This window comes from Mesorhizobium sp. NZP2298, assembly GCF_013170825.1.
Lineage (GTDB): Bacteria > Pseudomonadota > Alphaproteobacteria > Rhizobiales > Rhizobiaceae > Mesorhizobium.
The window spans coordinates 1,108,951-1,123,776 of sequence record NZ_CP033365.1 but is presented as its reverse complement, the minus strand read 5'-3'; the positions used below and the strand labels follow the sequence as shown (position 1 = coordinate 1,123,776).

The window sequence follows — 14,826 nt, the reverse complement described above, 5'->3', positions numbered from 1 at the left end:
AGAACGGTAGTTTTTGAGAACGGAGCGGAGCGTACTCAAATACGTGAGCATTGGCCTACGCCGGCCGGTAGCCTTAACTGCAACGCCACTCATGAGTGCTTCGGCCGGCGAAGGCCGGAAGCGCAGGAAGCGCAGGAAGCCGTCGTTCGCAGACCGGCTTCACCTGAACATCAGCACACCTAGTTCACTTCAAAGCCCAGTCTCTGCCGCAGCCTCAGCATGCGCTGGTCGGCGATCTCAAGACGCTCCTCGCCGCCTTGGGCCGCACGGTTCACCATCTGCAGCAGGTCGTTTCGTTCCGATACGTCGAGGCGCTCGCGCAGGAACGGCGCCAGCTTGTCGATGACGACAGTGGTGTCGTCGATCTGTGAGGCCGCCCACTTGGCGTAGTTGATCGCCTCGTCGGTCTTCTTCTTGTCGGCGATCTCGGAGATCACCGCGCGAATGACGGCTTCTCGCCGCGGCAGGACAGGGCCGTTCTCGGAGACGATCGATGTAATCAGCGTCGCGGCGGCCACCACAGGATCGTCGATCGTCGTCAGCGGCGACAGGGCCGCCTGATTGCACAGCTTCTTGCGCCTGATGTTGCCTTGCACGCGCCCGACGACATCGGCGACCTCGCGCGCGGCGTCGTTCATGGCCTTCATCCGGTACCACCAGAACACCGCCGCCCCGAGCACGCCAAGGACAGCAATCAGGAAAGGCATGTCGAAATCCCCCAGGAATCCGACGGACGATAAGAGACCTGCCACGTTGCTTCAACACGCAAGAGTTGCCTCTGGCGAAGAAAATTCAATTTGCGGCTGGTGGAGCTTGGGCGACTGAACAAGCCGATTGCAGGCTCAACCGCCAAGGCCACGCGCCGCCTATGACCCGGGTATGTCATAGATCGCCCGCACCTCGATCGTGCCGAGTTCGGCCAGCGGAATGTCGGCGGCGATGTCCAGCGCTTCCTCGAGAGTGTCCGCCTCGATCATGACGAAGCCAAGCAACTGCTCCTTGGTTTCGGCGAAAGGGCCGTCGGTGACAAGGCGCTTGCCCTTGCGCCGTCGCACCGACTTCGAGGTCTTCACCGACTGCAGCGCCTGCGCGATGATCAGCTTGCCCTGTTGATCCAAGGACCTGTCATAGGCCAGCGAATCGGCGTCGAGCTTGGCCCCGCGCTCCACGGTCAATGCATGGAGGTCTTTTTCCTCACCATAGACCAGACAGACATATTTCATTGCGCGCTCCCGTGCTGCGATGAATCATAGGATGCGGCGACGAGCGTGTCAGCCTTGCCGTCGACCGCGGCCGCGTGGTCGAGAAGGCATGCCGCGGCGCCGATGATGGCAACAGCCGCCAGCAGCCTGCCGAAGCCGCCCACCGGCGGGTCTAGCCAGAGATCTTCCTGTCGCCCGGCCTTATGGCCTGGCCTCTTCCACAATGCGAAAAACAGATTGTCCATGTGATACCTCCATCCGGCCACAAATCCGATGGCCGCCCCCAGGACGGCCGGGCCGGATGGAAGTCGACATTTTCGCACGCGCTTTTTTCAGGAAAAATTTCGGCCCGACACCAATGTCGCGGTTTCCGCTGCGATCGCGCGGTGGCCTTCCCCCGCGCCCGCGCTATAGTTGGCTGGAACGCCGGCGCCGGGCCGGCGCAATCGAGGCCAAGGAGGACTTCATGGACCGCACCGCAACCGCCGTCTGGAAAGGCAATCTGAAAGAAGGCAAGGGCACGCTCGACAGCCAGAGCGGAACCTTGAAAGGCACGCCCTATTCGTTCAAGGCGCGCTTCGAGGATGAAAGCGGCAAATCCGGCACCAATCCGGAAGAGCTAATCGCGGCTGCCCATGCCGGCTGCTACGCCATGCAGCTTTCGCATTTCCTGGCCGAGAACGGCACGCCCGCCGCCGAACTCGACGCCAAGGCCGTGGTGACGCTGGTCCCGGGCACCGGCATCACCGGCAGCGCGATCACGCTCGTCGGCAAGGTGCCCGGCATCGATGCGGCGAAATTCAAGGAATTGGCCGAGAAGGCCAAGGCCGAATGCCCGGTCTCCAAGGCTCTTGGCGCCATAAAAGTGTCGCTCGACGCCAGGCTTGGCTAGAGCAGGATGCCCTGAAGTGACAAACGCCGGCCCAAGAGCCGGCGTTTTCATTGGGGGCAACGGCACCCTGCGTCAACGTCTCGAATGAGTGCTGGCGGCCCTAAGCGCCCAGCGCGTCAAGCCGGGCGCGAAGTGCCGCGACTTCCTGCTCCAGAGCCTCCAGCCTCGCTTCCAGGTCGGAGTGAGGCAAGGCCGGCGCACTGCGCTGCGCCGATAGCACCGCGACGTCCACCGGGCCGGCGAGAAGATGCACATAACGGTCCTCACGCTGGCCCGGCCCGCGCGGTATTTCCTGGATCAGTGGCGGCCGACGGCCGATCAGCATGTCGAGTTCACCGCGCAGGTCTTCGATCGAGGAAAATCGCGCCATGCGCTCGGCTCGCGCCAGGAGCTCGTGCGCCGTCTGCGGTCCGCGCAGCAAGAGCAGGCCGAGCAACGCGCTCTGCGGCGTGGTCAGCGAGAAGCGCTGCGCCATCTGATGCTCATAGCGCTCGACGCGCGAGCCGAACATCTGCCGCACAAGCCCCTTCTGCTCGAGCAGCTTCAGTGCCCGGTGCACCTCTGTCTGCTCCAGCGCCATCACCGGCTCGCGCGCCGTCTTCTGGTTGGCGGCGGCAAGTGCGCTGTTGAGCGTCAGCGGGTAGACATCAGGCGTCAGCTCCTTCTTCTCGATAAGGCAGCCGAGCACGCGCGCTTCGACGGGATTGAGGATGGGAAGGTCTTCGCTCATGAAAGTTCAGCCTCCCGGCGGTAGAGATCGGTTGCAAGCGTTCGTTTGCGGGCTTGACGGGCGTCATCCCTGGCCACGCCGGCCAGGTTGATTTCCTCAAGCACTCCATCCAATGCCTATAGCCGCCACCGCACGCGCCGTTCAACCGTCATTTTCGCCGTTGCTGTCGTCACAGCCTGTCGTCGGCAGGCAAGGTCGCGGTCGAGCCGGTCACCACGGCGGATGCCGGCGGGATCAGCGGCGTTACCATCCGGCCCTCCTCCGCTTTGTAGAAATACTGGCTGGCCACCAGCCATCCCTTCAGCGGCCGCAGCGGCGGGATGCAGGTCAGAAGCATGAACGGCAAGGTGGTGAAGAGATGGACCCAGTAGGGCGCTTCAAAGCGCACCTCGATCCAGAGCGCGAGCACCACGCTCGGCACGCATGCGAAGCAGATCACGAAGAACGCCGGGCCATCGGCTGGGTCGGCGAACGAATAATCGAGCCCGCAGACCTCGCAGCCCTTGCGCAGTTTCAGGAAGCCCTCGAACAGATGTCCCTCGCCACAGCGCGGACACCGTCCTCTTATGCCCGTCTCAACCGGTGAGAGGGGAGGCCATTCGCGATCCTGAACCATTTTGTCTTGCCCTCGTCTGCGGCGCCTGGAGACCCCTGCCCTTCGCGGTCACTCGCCCGCGTCTGACGGCAGGAATTTGCTGGTCTCCATGGCGTCATTGATTGCACAATGTATGTGGTATGTATGCATACATTGTCAAGAGCAATCCCTACAAGATCAAACCACCATCGACGATATGGCCGGCGACTGCGACAGAAGGTCCGTAACGATGCGCAGGCTGTCACGCAGATCGTCTTCGTTCGCGGCCGCGCCAAGTCCCAGGCGGACAGCCTCGGGCGGCGACGCGATGGCGAAGGCGTCGCTCGCCACCACGCCGATGCCGGCCGAGCGCAGCCGCGCGGTGAATTCGCCCCGCGTCCAGGGACCGGTCAGCCGCAGCCATGCGTGGAAACCCCGCGGGTCGGCCTGTCCGAAGCCGGGCGGCAAGATGGCGGCGGCGATCGCCTGCCGGCGACGCGACTCCTCGCGGATCGCGGCAAGGACCGCGTCGGCGGTTCCCTCCTCGATCCAGCGCGTCGCGATCGCGGCCGTCAGGGGGGAGGCCATGGAGGCGGTCGCCCTTATGGCGCCCGCCACCCTGGCGGCAGAGCGGCCGTCCGGCAGCACGAGATAGGCAATCCGCAACGCTGGGGACAGGCATTTCGCCAGGCCCGCGACATGATAGACGAGATCCGGCGCAAGCGCGGCCAGCGGCGGCATGGGGTCGGCCGGCAAGGCGCCATAGGCATCGTCCTCTATAATGGGCATCTGATGGCGGCGGGCAATCTCGATCAAGGCCTCGCGACGGCCGAGAGGCAAGGTCGCGGTCGTCGGATTGTGCAAGGTCGGCGTGCAATAGAGGGCTTTTGGCCGATGCTCCGCGCACACGGCCTCGAATGCTTCGGGAACGAGCCCATGCTCGTCGATCGGCACGCCGACGAGATTGATCCTGAGATGCGCGGCCAGCGACCGGAAGCCGGGATAGGTCAGGGCCTCGACACAGATCGTCTCGCCGGGTCCGGCGAGCACCCCGGCCAGCGCCAGCAGCGCGCCCTGTGCTCCCGGGCAAACCAGAAGCCGCTCCGCGGGAATGGCGCCGAGCCTCGGTGAAAGCCAGCGCGCGCCAGCGGCGCGGTCGCGACCGGTTCCGCCGGCCTCATGGTAGCGCAGAAGCAGGCCCAGCCCGTCATCCGCCCGCAGATCGGCAATTCCATCCCACATCCGCGCGACCAGCCCGGCATCCTCGAACCGGGGTGGCAGGTTCATGCTCATGTCGACAAGGCCGGTCGAGACACCTCGTCCCTCGGTCGGTCGCCGAGCCCGGACATAGGTGCCCTGCCCGACCCGCCCGTCGATCACCTCGCTTGCGCGCCTCGGCATAGGCGCGGCTGACCGTGGTGAAATCGATGCCGAGCGCGTCCGCCAGCGCGCGCTGCGGCGGCAATCTGAAACCGCCGGCCAGCCGGCCCGAGACGATATCGGCCGACAGGGCATCGGCAATGGCGAGGTAGACCGGCCCGGCGCCCTTGCGGATGACCGGCGTCCATGAAGCCTGATTGTCGTCCATTGCCTTCGCCTCGCGATCCAGATGTATGGATATTGTATGTCGCGGCAGGCGAATGCAAGGCCCCGACAATTGGCTGGCGATGGGAACACTGCCGGCGACCGGACGATCCGACCTTGCCGACACGACAGCCCGCCCCAAGGGCGGTTTAGATAGTCGGCGTCAGACGCGCCGTTCGACCATCATCTTCTTGATCTCGGCGATCGCCTTGGCCGGGTTGAGGCCTTTGGGGCAGGTCTGCGCGCAGTTCATGATGGTGTGGCAGCGGTAGAGCCGGAACGGGTCTTCGAGATTGTCGAGCCGCTCACCCTTGGCCTCGTCGCGGCTGTCGATCAGCCAGCGATAGGCCTGCAGCAGCGTCGCCGGGCCGAGATAGCGGTCGCCGTTCCACCAGTAGCTCGGGCACGAGGTCGAGCAGCAGGCGCACAGGATGCATTCGTAGAGCCCGTCGAGCTTCTCGCGGTCCTCATGGCTCTGCAGCCATTCCTTGGCCGGCTGCGGCGACACCGTCTTCAGCCACGGCTCGATCGAGGCGTGCTGGGCGTAGAAATTGGTGAGGTCGGGCACCAGGTCCTTGACCACCTGCATATGCGGCAGCGGGTAGACTTTTACGGCGCCGGAAATGTCGTCGCAGCCCTTGGTGCAGGCGAGCGTATTGGAGCCGTCGATGTTCATGGCGCAGGAGCCGCAAATGCCTTCGCGGCAGGAGCGGCGCAAGGTCAGCGTCGGGTCGATCTTGTTCTTGATCCAGAGCAGCGCGTCGAGCACCATCGGCCCGCAATCGTCCATGTCGACGAAATAGGTGTCGATGCGCGGATTCTCGTCATCGTCCGGCGACCAGCGGTAGATGCGGTATTCCCGCAGATTGGTGGCGCCCTCCGGCTTCGGCCAGGTCTTGCCCTGCTGGATTTTCGAGTTCTTGGGGAGCGTGAGTTCGACCATTACCTCAGGTCCTTTCGGATGACGAGCTTCAGCCCGGACCAGATTTCATTCACTGCGGCGACCTTGACGTCGACAAGGCCGCGCTTCAGCGCTTCGGTGCGCACGACACCCTCGGTGACATCGGTCGGCACTTTCGATGCCTTCTTCGGCCAGGACACCCAGACCATGCCGTCGCGCTTGATCGCTGCCTCGACATCGCCCAAGCGATTCTCGATCTCGGCGCGCTGCCTGGTGAAGGCGTGGACAGCGTCGTATTTGAGAGCAACGCCGGAAATGCCGGACCAATCGGCCAGCCGATCGACTTCGGCGAAGGCGATGGCGTCCGTCAGGTCGTCGAGTTCCGGCGGCAGCGCGATAAAGGCCGCGGTCATGCCGTCCTTCAGGCCGAGCTTGGCCGGAAGAGGCGTGCCGGAATATCCCGTCGCCGCCAGCGCCATTGTCAGTACACCCTGGCCTTGGGCGCGATCTTGGCGAGGCTGATGCCACCGTCCTTTTCGGCCAGCAGCGGCTCGGTGTGCACCGGCCGGTAACTGAGCGTCACCTTGCCGTCCTCACTCAGCTTGGCCAGCGTGTGCTTGCGCCAGGTGGCATCGTCGCGCGCGGAAAAGTCTTCCCGCGCATGCGCGCCACGGCTCTCCTTACGCGCCTCGGCGCTGTAGACCGTGGTGATGGCATTGGCCATCAGGTTCTCAAGTTCCAGTGTCTCGACCAGGTCGGAATTCCAGATCATCGAACGGTCGAACACCTTGACGTCCTTGAGCTCGCCCCAGATTTCCGAAATGCGCTTGCAGCCGTTCTCCAGCGATTCCTGCGTGCGGAACACGGCAGCGTCTTCCTGCATCGCCTTCTGCATCTTCTCGCGCAGCACCGCCGTCGGCGTCGAGCCATTGGCGTGGCGCAGTCCGTCGAAGCGATCCATGATCCTCTCAACCGAGGCTTCGTTGGGCGAAGGGATCGCCGCCTTGCGGTCGATGACCTGGCCGGCGCGGATCGCCGCGGCGCGGCCGAACACCACCAGGTCGATCAGCGAATTCGAACCAAGCCGGTTGGCGCCATGCACCGAGGCGCAGCCGGCCTCGCCGACCGCCATCAGTCCGGGCGACACCTTGTCCGGGTTCTCTGCCGTCGGCCTCAGCACCTCGCCCCAGTAATTGGTCGGCACGCCGCCCATATTGTAGTGCACCGTCGGCAGCACCGGGATCGGCTCCTTGGTCAGGTCGACGCCGGCGAAGATCTTTGCCGATTCCGAGATGCCGGGCAGCCGCTCATGCAGCACGGCTGGATCAAGATGGTCGAGATGCAGGAATATATGATCCTTCTTCTTGCCGACGCCACGGCCCTCGCGGATCTCCAGCGTCATGCAGCGCGAGACGACGTCACGCGAGGCAAGGTCCTTGGCCGACGGTGCGTAGCGCTCCATGAAGCGCTCGCCTTCGGAATTGACGAGATAGCCGCCCTCTCCGCGCGCGCCTTCGGTGATCAGGCAGCCGGCACCATAGATGCCGGTCGGGTGGAACTGCACGAACTCCATGTCCTGCAGCGGGAAGCCGGCTCTGGCTGCCATGCCGCCGCCGTCGCCGGTGCAGGTATGCGCCGAAGTCGCCGAGAAATAGGCGCGGCCGTAGCCGCCGGTCGCCAGCACCACCATCTTGGCCGAGAAGCGGTGGATGGTGCCGTCATCGAGATTCCAGGCGACGACGCCGGTGCAGGTGCCGTCCGGCTCCATGATCAGGTCGAGCGCGAAATACTCGATGAAGAACTGCGCGTTGTTCTTCAGCGACTGGCCGTAAAGCGTGTGCAGGATGGCGTGGCCGGTGCGGTCGGCGGCGGCACAAGTGCGCTGCACCGGCGGACCTTCGCCGTAGTTCATCATGTGGCCGCCGAACGGCCGCTGGTAGATCTTGCCCTCTTCGGTGCGCGAGAACGGCACGCCATAGTGCTCGAGTTCGTAGACCGCCGCCGGTGCTTCGCGCACCAGATATTCCATGGCGTCGACATCGCCGAGCCAGTCCGACCCCTTGACGGTGTCGTACATGTGCCATTGCCAGGAATCCGGACCCATATTGGACAGCGAGGCGGCAATGCCGCCTTGCGCCGCCACCGTGTGCGAGCGGGTTGGGAACACCTTGGTGATGCAAGCGGTGCGCAGGCCCTGCTCGGCCATGCCCAGCGTGGCGCGCAGGCCGGCACCGCCGGCCCCGACCACCACCACGTCGAACTTGTGGTCGACAAAAGTATAGCCTGCCATGTTGGCTGATTTCGCGTCCTTGGCCAACTCAGCCTCCGAATGCCAGCTTGAGCAGGGCGAAGATCGAGGCGACGCCAACCGCTACAGTGAAAAATGTATTGAGCGCGATGAGCGCCAGCTTCATGCCTTCGCCATGCACGTAGTCCTCGATGATCACCTGCATGCCGAGCCGCATATGGACAAGGCCGGAGACCAGCACCAGGGCCAGCACCAGGGCGACGAACGGATTGGCAAGCGCCGCGCGCACCTCCGCATAGCCGGCGCCGTTGAGCGCGATGAGAAACCCGACGAAGAACAATGTCAGCGGAATGTTGGCGATAGCCGTGAGGCGCTGGCGCCAGAAATGGCCGGTGCCCTCACGGGCGGAGCCAAGGCCGCGGACTTTCGCCAGCGGCGTGCGCATGTCGGTCTTGCCAGTACTCATGGTCAGGCTCCTCGCGCCATGTAGCCGGCGACCCAGATCAGCAATGTGAGCAGGATCGAACCCGCGAGCGTTGCCCAGGCGATCTTGGAGGCCGTGTGCTTTTCGAGGCCGGCGCCGGTATCCCAGACCAGGTGGCGCACACCGCCCAGCATGTGATGCATCAGCGCCCAGGTGTAGCCGAACAGGATGAGCCGACCGAGCCAGGTGCCGAAAGCCCAGTTGACCCAATCGAAAACCGGTTGCGAGCTTGCCGCCGCCATCAGCCAGGCCGCGACCAGCAGCGTACCGAAATAAAGCGCGCCACCGGTGATGCGATGGATGATCGACATCGTCATGGTGATCGGCGGCCGGTACACGCTCAGGTGCGGCGAAAGTGGCCGTTCACGCCGGGCGAATTCGCGGGTGGCTGGTGATTTGCTCATGGCTCCCCCAGTTCGGCGTCTCTGGAGCCCCAGGTGGAAATGCGGCATTACCGCTTTCGGTTGCGACTTCGGACAGCCGGTTTCTAATGCTCTTTTTGCACCGCGTCAAAGCCAGAAAATCGTTTTGGAAACGTCATTTAGTCTGACAAACCGGCGGTCTTCCGCCTCAATCGATTAGAAGCCGGCACAGCGTTCGCTGCAGTGCGATAGGCCGCGGCGGTTTACGCGGGCCCTATCGCTTGCAGGTCTGTGGCGTCGAGCCCCTCTTCATCACCAGCGCCTCACGCCCGTCGATCACGATTGCGTCATGCGTCGCGGCCTCCTGGTAGCGGCTGGACTGGTTGGCGGGCGAGGCCGCAAACTCCTCGGTCGCGCCGTCAGGCCCGACCACATGCAACGACGAGCCGAGATTCTGGATGGTGATCATGCCGTTGTTGCCGCATCTGTAGGTGGCCGTGCCGATGCCGGATCGCGGCGCGGTCAGGTCGGTGGTGATCTTGGTCGCAGGTGCCGGAGGCGGCGTGGCTGCGATGGACTGCTGAGCCGGCGGGGGCGGGACGGTGTTGGCCGCCTTCGGCGCGTCATCCTGCGGCACGCAGGCAGCAACGATAAGGAGCAACGGGAAAACGGACATCCAAACCGTTCGGCGTAACGCCATATGCTGTCCTCCCGCGCGGCAGACTAGCCACGATGCCGCCCCAAGATCAAGGTTGCCTCGGCGTTACCCTCAGATCCATTCTGATGCCGGCCGCGATGGTGCGGTCAAGCATGGCCGAATGATGGCCGCCGGATTTTTGTCCAGACGGATATTAACCATGTTTATCGAGACATCGCCGCCAAACGCGCCGGCCTCTTAACAAAGGTTAAGAAAAGGTTAATTTCTGATTCGAGGAGGCTGTGCATGTCGCTCCAAGGTGCGTCAGCGGTTTGGGCAACGACATGCATCCCATCAACCTCGAACACGGAGGACGCCATGCGTTCGAACTCTGGCAGATCGCGCCTTGCGGCGATCATCATGGCGGCTTCGGTTGCCGGCCTGGCTGTACCGGCGCTCGCCGGGACCCGTCATCAGGACCGCGTCTACGCCGATTCCTTCGGCAATCTCGTCATCGACAGCGCCGCCGGCTACAAGCGCATCCTCGTCGGTGAGGGCAGACTGGCCAAGCAGTTGTCCGACTACACCAGTGCCGGCCAGCCCAAGGTGATCTACCAGAACGAATCCGACGAGATATCAGGCTACAGCGATTGCTACCGGCCGCCGGTCTTCGTCAAAGGCCGCAGCTACATGTACGGACTGTCCGACGGCGAAATGCCCGAACTCAGCCCCTGCCGCTAGCGTTGGCTTCCGACCCGGCTGACACCCGGGCATCCGCCGGCCCGGCGGAAATGCGTACGCAGTCGCGCCCGGCATTCTTCGCCTGATAGAGCGCCTCGTCCGCGCGTCGCATGAGATCGGCAATCTCTTCGCCCGGATGAAGTTCGGCGACCCCGAAACTCGCCGTGCAGCGATTGTCCGCGGGCAGCCCGTCGATGGGCTGCGCGCCGAAAGCGCTGCGCGTGCCTTCGGCGAACAACCGGGCGGCGGCGAGGTTGGTCCCGGGCAGGATGATTGCGAATTCCTCGCCGCCGAGGCGGCCCGCGACATGGTGGCCGGCGGCGGCTTCGCGCAGGAAACCGGCAAAGGTCTCGATCACGCGGTCGCCGGAGGCATGGCCGAAACTGTCGTTGATGCTCTTGAAATGATCGAGGTCGGCGATGACCAGGGCGACCGGCACGCCTTGCCGCATGGCGCCAAGCACCGCGAGCTCGGCCTGGCGCGTGAAGGCACCACGATTGAGCAATCCCGAGAGCGTATCGGTCTCCGACTTGGACGTCACTTCGGCAAGCGCCTCACGAACCAGGATGGCCAACATCAGCAGCGCCAGCGCCAGGGCAAAGACAGTGCCGAGCGATTGTGAGACCAGCGCGTAGTTGCTTTGCAGATAGGCTTGCGGATTGGCCCCCCAGCCGCCGAGCGCATGCGCGATGAACGGCTTTGAGGCGAACAGCAGCCCGCTGGCGGCCAGCACGGCCATCAGGATGCGATCGAGCCGGCCATGCCTTTGCCTCGACGACCAGACAATGGCCAGCCCGACGAATTGCATGACGGCATAGGGAAGCTGGTAGGCCGTCATGCGGGCCAGTGACTGGCGCGGCAGGTCCTGGACAAGATAGACGGCGATGGTGGCGGCGACGAGGAAGAACAGCATCGCCGGCCATGGCGGCGCGATACCGTATTTGCGCGCCAGTCCGGCATTGAAGGCTATTGTTGCGCCAAGGAAAACCGCGAAGGCGGTCACCACCGGAAGCCGGGCATCGGTGAAGGCGGGAATGCTGAATTCGATGGCCGAATAGGCCATGCCCAGGACATAGCCTGATGCAAACCATCGTGCCGGCGCGCGGCCGGCATCATGGAACGCGACCGCCATGAAGGATGCCGCCAGAAGGCCGGCAACCGACAGATTGATCAACAGGATGAAGTTGGCGCCGCTCATCTCTTTTCGCACCCCCCGAAAAGTGTGAAGCGGTTTTCGGACGGCATCATGGTCTATCTCTTTTGATTGGGGACGGATTCAGACTTCAGGTCGATTCGACCTGAAGTCATCCGGCTCTGGACGGCTCCGGCACGAACATCGCTTCCGGCCGTTCGTAGGAAAGGCGCACACTGTCGCGGCCATTTCTCTTGGCCTTGTAGAGCGCTTCGTCGGCACGGCGCATCAACGGTTCCAGCGCTTCCTCGCCGCTGCGGGCCGCCACGCCGAAGCTGGCGGTGACCTTGGTGCCGGCGGGGAGCCCGTCGATGCCGCCCGCCGAATAGAGCGTGCGCACGGCCTCGGCGAACAGCCGCGCGGCGGCGAGATCGCTCAGGGGCAAGAGCACGGCGAATTCCTCGCCGCCGATGCGCCCGGCGGCACCCCGTGCGCCGGTCGCGGACCGGAGCTTGGCGGCGAAATCGGCGATCACGCGGTCGCCGGCGGCATGACCGTGCACATCGTTGAGCGCCTTGAAATGATCGAGGTCGGCCAACACCAGCGCGACCGGAAACTTCGCCGCCGCGCAACGCTGCAGCAGGAACTCGGCGCGCTCCTCGAAGCCGCGCCGATTGAGCAGGCCTGACAGCGGGTCGGTATGCGTCTCGGCCTTGAGCGCCTTCATCACGTCGAGTGCGGCGGCCGTGAACAGGGCAAGCGCGATCAGCAGGGATAACAGCACGTGCGACAGCAAAGCCGTCGTCCAATAGGACGAAGCATGGAGTTCGTCGTAACTCTCGAAGGGTCCGTGCGCGATGATGACAGCCAGCGTCCGCACGAAGAAATTGAGCCCGGCGAGCAGCGACAGGGCGAGCAGGATTTTTTCCGTCGGGCCGTTGCCGCGCACGGTGCGCAATTCGGCGGCGGCGATCAGGCTGATGCCGCCTATTGCGAAATTGACCACCAGGATCCGCCAGGTGAGATCCGGCTCGACGAACAGAAACCAGCAGAAGGCAGCCATACCGCTGCCCGCCAGCGCGCCGATGCCGAAATAAGGCACGCGCCGGCCATAGCGCGCCACGATCGCGCCGGCGAGACAGGACGCGGCCAGGCAGAAGCACAGGTTGGAAAGCAGCTTGGACGGTGCCAGGCCGACCGGCAGCGTGAAATGCTGAAACAGGAAGCCGGCCGCCGCCAGTGAGTAACTGAGCGCCAGCACGGCCAGATGGGGGCGGTGGCGCTGATGGGTCCATAGCACGAGGAAGGCCGCGCCGAGGGCCAGCGCGATCGTTGGATTGAGCAGCGCTATGAACAGGCCGGTGTCCAAAGGACCGTGACTTCCCCTCGTTTGACGTCACGTAAGAGAGTAGAGGGCAAGCCCAAACAAGCGGTTAAGCCTAGAGCATGATGCCGAAAAGTGTGAAGCGGTTTTCGGACGACATCATGCTCTATCTCTTTGATCTAGAGGCGGATTCAGATTTCAGGTCGATTCGACCTGAAATCATCCGGCTCTAGGCGAATATGCGGGCCGCTCGAATGAAAAAGACCCCGGAGCCGCGATGCGGTCCGGGGTCTGTCATACGTGGGAACGTGTGGGCCGGCTGTTATTTCCAGTCGCGGATGTCGACGAAGTGGCCAGCGATCGCCGCCGCCGCCGCCATCGCCGGCGAGACCAGATGGGTGCGGCCCTTGAAGCCTTGCCGGCCCTCGAAATTGCGGTTCGAGGTCGACGCGCAGCGTTCATGCGGCTTCAGCCGGTCGTCATTCATGGCCAGACACATCGAGCAGCCCGGTTCGCGCCAGTCGAAACCGGCGGCCAGGAAAATCTTGTCGAGGCCCTCGGCTTCCGCCTGTTCCTTGACCAGGCCCGAGCCTGGCACGATCATGGCGTTGACGCGCGGATTGACGGTCTTGCCCTCGATCACCTTGGCGGCGGCGCGCAAATCCTCGATACGGCCATTGGTGCAGGAGCCGATGAAGACTCGGTCAAGCGCGATGTCGGTGATCTTTGTTCCTGGCGTCAGGCCCATATAGTCGAGCGCGCGCTGCTTGGAGGTGCGCTTGTTTTCGTCGGTGATATCGTCCGGGTTCGGCACGATGCCTTGCACGGAGACGACATCCTCGGGCGAAGAGCCCCAGGAGACGATCGGCGGCAGTTTCGCCGCGTCGAGCACGATCACCTTGTCGAAATGCGCGCCTTCGTCGGACTGCAGTGTCTTCCAATAGGCGAGTGCCGCATCCCAGGCCGCGCCCTTCGGCGCGCGCGGCTTGTCCTTGACATAGGCGAAGGTCGTCTCGTCAGCTGCGATCAGGCCGGCGCGCGCGCCGCCCTCGATCGACATGTTGCAGATCGTCATGCGGCCTTCCATCGACAGCGAGCGGATCGCCTCGCCGGCATATTCGATGACATAGCCGGTGCCGCCGGCGGTGCCGATCTCGCCGATGATGGCCAGGATGATGTCCTTGGCGGTGACGCCTTCCGGCAACTGGCCGTCGACACGCACCAGCATGTTCTTGGCCTTGCGCTGGATCAACGTCTGCGTCGCCAGCACATGCTCGACTTCCGACGTGCCGATGCCGTGCGCCAGCGCACCGAACGCTCCATGCGTCGAGGTGTGGCTGTCGCCGCAGACGATGGTCATGCCGGGCAAGGTAAAGCCCTGCTCCGGGCCGATGATGTGGACGATGCCCTGGCGAATATCGTTCTCGGAATAATATTCGACGCCGAAATCCTTGGCGTTCTTGGCCAGCGCCTCGACCTGGATGCGGCTTTCCTCGTTCTTGATGCCGAACTTGCGCTCGGGCGAGGTCGAGACATTGTGATCGACCACGGCCAGCGTCTTTTCCGGATGCCGGACCTTGCGGCCGCTCAGGCGCAGGCCTTCGAAGGCCTGCGGGCTGGTCACTTCATGGACGAGGTGGCGGTCGATGTAGAGCAGGCAGGTGCCGTCGTCCTGGCGGTCGACGACGTGGTCGTCGAAAATCTTGTCGTAGAGGGTGCGCGGTGCGCTCATGTGCGTAAATCCGTCGATATGAGAATGGGAAAGAGCAGACGCCGGGCAGTTCCCGGCGCGACGACCTGAACAGGTTGGCCTAGGTAAGTCGGCTGGTCAGCGCGCCGGACACGCGCGCGGAGAAGCGCGACGGCAGGCGTTTTCTGTCCTGCAGCACGAACCCCTTGTAAGCCGGATCGCCAAAAAGCTCTTCCATGGCGTGGCTCATACCAATGTTTTGGCTTTTCGGCAATTGCGGCGTGGCGGGGCAGGAATTGGGTTCCTCACCCTCACTTCCGCACTT

16 protein-coding genes and 1 pseudogene are annotated in these 14,826 nt (G+C 64.0%); 2 read left to right on the top strand and 15 right to left on the bottom strand.

What is annotated here, in order from left to right; translation table 11 throughout:
• Window positions 1–179: 179 nt before the first annotated feature.
• The 3 genes from EB231_RS05405 to EB231_RS05395 form a co-directional block, all read right to left on the bottom strand.
• Window positions 180–707, bottom strand: a complete 528-nt coding sequence (locus EB231_RS05405) for a hypothetical protein (RefSeq protein ID WP_172347921.1) — start codon at window positions 705–707, stop codon at window positions 180–182.
• Between the two features lie 159 nt (window positions 708–866).
• Window positions 867–1,223 carry a YciI family protein gene (locus tag EB231_RS05400; protein ID WP_140776054.1) on the bottom strand — a complete coding sequence of 119 codons (357 nt, stop codon included), beginning with the start codon at window positions 1,221–1,223 and terminating at the stop codon, window positions 867–869.
• Window positions 1,220–1,447, bottom strand: a complete 228-nt coding sequence (locus EB231_RS05395) for a hypothetical protein (RefSeq protein WP_172347920.1) — start codon at window positions 1,445–1,447, stop codon at window positions 1,220–1,222. Before EB231_RS05395 ends, EB231_RS05400 begins: the two co-directional genes overlap by 4 nt.
• A gap of 221 nt (window positions 1,448–1,668) precedes the next feature.
• Here EB231_RS05395 and EB231_RS05390 point away from each other — a divergent pair, with 221 nt between their 5' ends.
• Window positions 1,669–2,094 carry an OsmC family protein gene (locus EB231_RS05390; RefSeq protein ID WP_010912297.1) on the top strand — a complete coding sequence of 142 codons (426 nt, stop codon included), beginning with the start codon at window positions 1,669–1,671 and terminating at the stop codon, window positions 2,092–2,094.
• 100 nt (window positions 2,095–2,194) lie between these two features.
• On the opposite strand, the gene EB231_RS05385 is transcribed toward EB231_RS05390, so the two are convergent.
• From EB231_RS05385 to EB231_RS05345, 9 genes and pseudogenes are all read right to left on the bottom strand, one after another.
• Window positions 2,195–2,824: a YceH family protein gene (locus tag EB231_RS05385; RefSeq protein WP_172347919.1), complete on the bottom strand. Its 630-nt coding sequence runs from the start codon at window positions 2,822–2,824 to the stop codon at window positions 2,195–2,197.
• 169 nt (window positions 2,825–2,993) lie between these two features.
• A complete protein-coding gene (locus EB231_RS05380; protein WP_172347918.1) occupies window positions 2,994–3,440 on the bottom strand; it encodes a DUF983 domain-containing protein in 447 nt (148 codons plus the stop codon).
• A 156-nt stretch (window positions 3,441–3,596) separates the two neighbouring features.
• A pseudogene (locus EB231_RS05375) lies at window positions 3,597–4,986 on the bottom strand (aminotransferase-like domain-containing protein).
• A gap of 159 nt (window positions 4,987–5,145) precedes the next feature.
• The gene (locus tag EB231_RS05370) at window positions 5,146–5,925 is read right to left on the bottom strand and encodes a succinate dehydrogenase iron-sulfur subunit (protein WP_010912301.1); all 780 of its coding nucleotides are present in this window, start codon (window positions 5,923–5,925) and stop codon (window positions 5,146–5,148) included.
• Window positions 5,925–6,362, bottom strand: coding sequence for a DUF3052 family protein (locus EB231_RS05365; RefSeq protein WP_172347917.1), 438 nt, complete (start codon window positions 6,360–6,362; stop codon window positions 5,925–5,927). The genes EB231_RS05370 and EB231_RS05365 overlap by 1 nt, the downstream gene beginning before the upstream one ends.
• 2 nt (window positions 6,363–6,364) lie before the next feature.
• On the bottom strand, window positions 6,365–8,173 hold the full coding sequence (gene sdhA, locus EB231_RS05360) for a succinate dehydrogenase flavoprotein subunit (protein ID WP_172352816.1): 1,809 nt from the start codon (window positions 8,171–8,173) through the stop codon (window positions 6,365–6,367).
• Between the two features lie 28 nt (window positions 8,174–8,201).
• Complete coding sequence (gene sdhD / locus EB231_RS05355; protein ID WP_172347916.1) at window positions 8,202–8,597, bottom strand: succinate dehydrogenase, hydrophobic membrane anchor protein; 396 nt, start codon at window positions 8,595–8,597, stop codon at window positions 8,202–8,204.
• A gap of 2 nt (window positions 8,598–8,599) precedes the next feature.
• Window positions 8,600–9,019 (bottom strand): succinate dehydrogenase, cytochrome b556 subunit, encoded by a 420-nt coding sequence (gene sdhC, locus EB231_RS05350; protein WP_172347915.1) that lies wholly within the window; start codon window positions 9,017–9,019, stop codon window positions 8,600–8,602.
• A 232-nt stretch (window positions 9,020–9,251) separates the two neighbouring features.
• Window positions 9,252–9,677 carry a hypothetical protein gene (locus EB231_RS05345; protein WP_172347914.1) on the bottom strand — a complete coding sequence of 142 codons (426 nt, stop codon included), beginning with the start codon at window positions 9,675–9,677 and terminating at the stop codon, window positions 9,252–9,254.
• A gap of 315 nt (window positions 9,678–9,992) precedes the next feature.
• On the opposite strand from EB231_RS05345, the gene EB231_RS05340 reads away from it, so the two are divergent.
• A complete protein-coding gene (locus EB231_RS05340; RefSeq protein ID WP_172347913.1) occupies window positions 9,993–10,355 on the top strand; it encodes a hypothetical protein in 363 nt (120 codons plus the stop codon).
• On the opposite strand, the gene EB231_RS05335 is transcribed toward EB231_RS05340, so the two are convergent.
• From EB231_RS05335 to leuC, 3 genes are all read right to left on the bottom strand, one after another.
• Entirely contained in the window at window positions 10,339–11,553 is a 1,215-nt protein-coding gene (locus tag EB231_RS05335; protein WP_172347912.1) for a GGDEF domain-containing protein, read from the bottom strand. The genes EB231_RS05340 and EB231_RS05335 overlap by 17 nt on opposite strands.
• 106 nt (window positions 11,554–11,659) lie before the next feature.
• Complete coding sequence (locus EB231_RS05330; RefSeq protein ID WP_172347911.1) at window positions 11,660–12,856, bottom strand: GGDEF domain-containing protein; 1,197 nt, start codon at window positions 12,854–12,856, stop codon at window positions 11,660–11,662.
• A 277-nt stretch (window positions 12,857–13,133) separates the two neighbouring features.
• Window positions 13,134–14,543: a 3-isopropylmalate dehydratase large subunit gene (leuC, locus tag EB231_RS05325; protein WP_056574655.1), complete on the bottom strand. Its 1,410-nt coding sequence runs from the start codon at window positions 14,541–14,543 to the stop codon at window positions 13,134–13,136.
• Between the last annotated feature and the right edge of the window lie 283 nt (window positions 14,544–14,826).

Coding starts and splice junctions, on each gene's coding strand:
- EB231_RS05405 (WP_172347921.1), bottom strand. CDS start 707: ATGCCTTTCCTGATTGCTGTCCTTGGCGTGCTCGGGGCGGCGGTGTTC.
- EB231_RS05400 (WP_140776054.1), bottom strand. CDS start 1,223: ATGAAATATGTCTGTCTGGTCTATGGTGAGGAAAAAGACCTCCATGCA.
- EB231_RS05395 (WP_172347920.1), bottom strand. CDS start 1,447: ATGGACAATCTGTTTTTCGCATTGTGGAAGAGGCCAGGCCATAAGGCC.
- EB231_RS05390 (WP_010912297.1), top strand. CDS start 1,669: ATGGACCGCACCGCAACCGCCGTCTGGAAAGGCAATCTGAAAGAAGGC.
- EB231_RS05385 (WP_172347919.1), bottom strand. CDS start 2,824: ATGAGCGAAGACCTTCCCATCCTCAATCCCGTCGAAGCGCGCGTGCTC.
- EB231_RS05380 (WP_172347918.1), bottom strand. CDS start 3,440: ATGGTTCAGGATCGCGAATGGCCTCCCCTCTCACCGGTTGAGACGGGC.
- EB231_RS05370 (WP_010912301.1), bottom strand. CDS start 5,925: ATGGTCGAACTCACGCTCCCCAAGAACTCGAAAATCCAGCAGGGCAAG.
- EB231_RS05365 (WP_172347917.1), bottom strand. CDS start 6,362: ATGGCGCTGGCGGCGACGGGATATTCCGGCACGCCTCTTCCGGCCAAG.
- sdhA (WP_172352816.1), bottom strand. CDS start 8,173: ATGGCAGGCTATACTTTTGTCGACCACAAGTTCGACGTGGTGGTGGTC.
- sdhD (WP_172347916.1), bottom strand. CDS start 8,597: ATGAGTACTGGCAAGACCGACATGCGCACGCCGCTGGCGAAAGTCCGC.
- sdhC (WP_172347915.1), bottom strand. CDS start 9,019: ATGAGCAAATCACCAGCCACCCGCGAATTCGCCCGGCGTGAACGGCCA.
- EB231_RS05345 (WP_172347914.1), bottom strand. CDS start 9,677: ATGGCGTTACGCCGAACGGTTTGGATGTCCGTTTTCCCGTTGCTCCTT.
- EB231_RS05340 (WP_172347913.1), top strand. CDS start 9,993: ATGCGTTCGAACTCTGGCAGATCGCGCCTTGCGGCGATCATCATGGCG.
- EB231_RS05335 (WP_172347912.1), bottom strand. CDS start 11,553: ATGAGCGGCGCCAACTTCATCCTGTTGATCAATCTGTCGGTTGCCGGC.
- leuC (WP_056574655.1), bottom strand. CDS start 14,543: ATGAGCGCACCGCGCACCCTCTACGACAAGATTTTCGACGACCACGTC.